General features: G+C 30.5%; 3 protein-coding genes. All 3 read left to right on the plus strand.

Translation table 11 applies throughout. The features are described from left to right. The first annotated feature begins 180 nt into the window (after positions 1-180). Genes BA1DRAFT_RS21125 through BA1DRAFT_RS21135 form a run of 3 tightly spaced genes read left to right on the plus strand, consistent with a single transcriptional unit; the run spans position 181 to position 3,057 of the window. On the plus strand, positions 181-912 hold the full coding sequence (locus BA1DRAFT_RS21125) for a thioesterase domain-containing protein (protein ID WP_268747257.1): 732 nt from the start codon (positions 181-183) through the stop codon (positions 910-912). Between the two features lie 52 nt (positions 913-964). After that, entirely contained in the window at positions 965-1,765 is an 801-nt protein-coding gene (locus BA1DRAFT_RS21130; protein WP_036783540.1) for an AAA family ATPase, read from the plus strand. Positions 1,766-1,782: 17 nt separating this feature from the next. Further along, positions 1,783-3,057, plus strand: a complete 1,275-nt coding sequence (locus tag BA1DRAFT_RS21135) for an ATP-binding cassette domain-containing protein (RefSeq protein WP_036783542.1) — start codon at positions 1,783-1,785, stop codon at positions 3,055-3,057. Positions 3,058-3,089 lie beyond the last annotated feature (32 nt).

The following is a 3,089-nucleotide window of genomic DNA, read 5'->3' on the forward strand; positions in this document are numbered from 1 at the left end:
ATGGTGACAGGAATGCAATCTTACCACCATGAGCTTTTGAGTTTATTAGGCGCACAATATAAAGCGGTTTATTCCTGAATTAGGTGAGGAATGAATTATTTAAAGGAATACGAACATGTTTACTTCCGGATTAACGATGTTGCACTTATTATGTGAATCCAAGAAGAGGATCTTTTCTTAATCCATCCAAGAGATGGCAATATTATATGCTACACTGATTTATTAAATTCACTACCTATAGATGGTTTAAATGTGTATGCTTTGCAAGAGTATGGATTAAGTGATTTAAGTCAGGCTAGTAGTATTTCTTCTATAGCATCTTGTTATTTAAATGAAATCTTAAAGAAAAAAACGGGTAAACTAAACTTAGTTGGTTACTCTTTTGGTGGCATCATTGCACATGAAATTGCTGTTCAAGCTGTTGAAAAAGGATTAGATGTAAATCTATTATGCTTGATAGATACTGTTTGCTCTACTATTAATGAGTATTTATCTGATGAAAGCTTGATTGCTGGTTTAGTGGCTGAATATTTTGGAAGAGATAATATTGATAATATTTTGGAATATGTAAATAAATTTGGCATTGAAGAAGGAATTAATATTATTTACGATATGTTAAGTGCCGAAGGTAGATCCCCAGCAAATAGTACAAAAGAACAGTTTTGTTTAGAGCAAGTGATTTATATTAAAAATGGTTCTGCTGCAATTAAACATATTCCAAAGATATACCAAGGAAATTTGTTTTTTATAGCTGCTGAGGAGAATTTAGTTATTAGAAATCGTGAATATGGCTGGAGACCCTATGTTAGCGATTTGATTGAATTAAATATTGTAGAAGGAGAACATAATAATATTTTACAGCGTTCTTATGTGGAGGTGGCAAAATTAATTACCCAAAAAATATTTCTTTAAAGTATTATGGGTGATATAATTTTCTCTATTATTTTAATATACTGAGGTTATCATGCTATTCTTAAGATCTATTTCGTATAAGAACGCAATTAATGAAGATGATTCTTTGATATATCCATTGAATATAAAATGTATAAGAAATATAGAAAAGGTAGAGTTTAATTCCCCGGTTACTTTTTTTGTTGGAGAAAATGGTTCTGGTAAGTCAACACTTCTTGAGGCTTTGGCTATAGGATTAAATGCTGTACATATTGGAAGTAATGAATTTGATTATGATGAGTCTATGGTTAATATTCAAGATTTTTCTAATAGGATCAGATTTGTTAGAAATGCCAAACCATTAAAAACTATTTTTTTTCGTGCCGAAGATGTTCTGGGATTTATAAAAAGAATCTCTAAAACTAAGGAAGATCTCAATGAAATGGAGAATGCATTTCTCAAAGAGATAAAAGGCGATGGGAAATATCGTGCAGTGGGGGCGGTAAGAGGGCAATTGAGGGAATTAACTCAGAGTTATGGCGATGATCCTTACGCTAAATCACACGGAGAGACATTTTTAAATATATTGCAGAAACGTTTCTATAAGAAATCTTTATTCTTTTTGGACGAACCTGAAACACCTTTATCTCCTTTACGTCAATTAGCATTAATATCTTTAATAAAACATTATGTGGGATTAGGGGCACAGTTTGTTATTGCTACACATTCTCCCATATTGATGGCTTTTCCTGGAGCAGACGTCTTACATTTTAATTCTGATAGAATTGAAATGTCTGATTACAATGATATCGAGCATGTTGTGATAACAAAATCTTTCCTTAATAACCCTGAACTTTATTTGAGAGATTTATAGCATAGGGCGTAAATTATATGCAATTATTTAAATTTTTATTGAAAAAATATCCCTATAGATTATTTTTTGTTTTTGTTGTCAGTTTTATGGTTGGTTTAGGTGGGGGATATTTAATTTCTTTTATTAATAATTTGATAGCTGTGAAGGTAGAAAATAATTACTTATATTATTTAACGATATTTATTTCCTCTTTATTGTTTTTGTTTTTTTTAGGCATATTCTCAGAGCTTATGGCATTGAAATTATCATTAGATGCTACAGCGAGTTTCCGAAAAAGTATTGTTGATGGTGTGATAAATAGTAGTTTACGTCAGATTGAGCTTACGGGCGCTAATCGAATATTTTCTTCATTGACGAGAGATGTGACAATATTAGTTAGTGCTTTATCAAATATGCCTATATTTTTGACTAACCTCTCTATAGTTATTGTCATCATAGGTTATTTGTTTTATTTATCTATTTCCTTATTTTTGTGGACGATGTTTGCATTGTTTATAAATTCAGTAATATATCTCTTTATTAGCCATAAATCGAAAACTGAATTTAAAAGGGGGAGAGGTTATGAAGATTTATTATTTAAAGATTTTATATCTTTGACCGAAGGAATAAAGGAATTAAAGATTAATGAGTTAAAAAAATATAATTTTTTGCGGGAGTTGCATGATAATATTAATAAGCAAAAGAAAATTTCTCTGCGGGCAAGGTTTTTTTATATAATAGGGGGTAATTTCAATACAATGATGATTTTCTCTATATTGGGGATTTTGATATTTATGAATGGTAGTGGAGATAAAATTGAATTAATTTCGGCAACGGTTGCGATTATTTATGTTATGGGGCCTTTAAATGGACTGTTACATATGTATCCATTATATATGGATGGGTATGCTTCTTTTGTTTCTTTAAAAAACCTAGAGTTTGATAACATCTTACAGAATAATGTTGAAAAGATAGTGTCGAAGGATACCCCATTGGATTGGGAATACATATATTTCCGAAATGTTTCTTTTTCATATAATGAAAAAAACAAAATAGAAGCAGGTGATGGATTTAGTATCGGGCCACTAAGCTTTTCTCTGAAAAAAGGTTGTATCACTTTTATTGTGGGAGGGAATGGTTCTGGCAAAACCACGCTGATGAAACTTTTGACGCGCTTATATTCTCCTACAAGTGGCTCTATTCTTTTAGATGATATGATTCTTGAAAAAGAAAATGAAGTTTTTTATAAGAATAAATTTTCAATTACATTTGCTGACTATCATATATTTAATAAATGGGGCTGTCCTAGATAGCGATTATATTTTTCCCTTAACTATTTGTTTTA

The organism is Photorhabdus aegyptia, from assembly GCF_000612035.1.
Classification (GTDB): domain Bacteria; phylum Pseudomonadota; class Gammaproteobacteria; order Enterobacterales; family Enterobacteriaceae; genus Photorhabdus; species Photorhabdus akhurstii.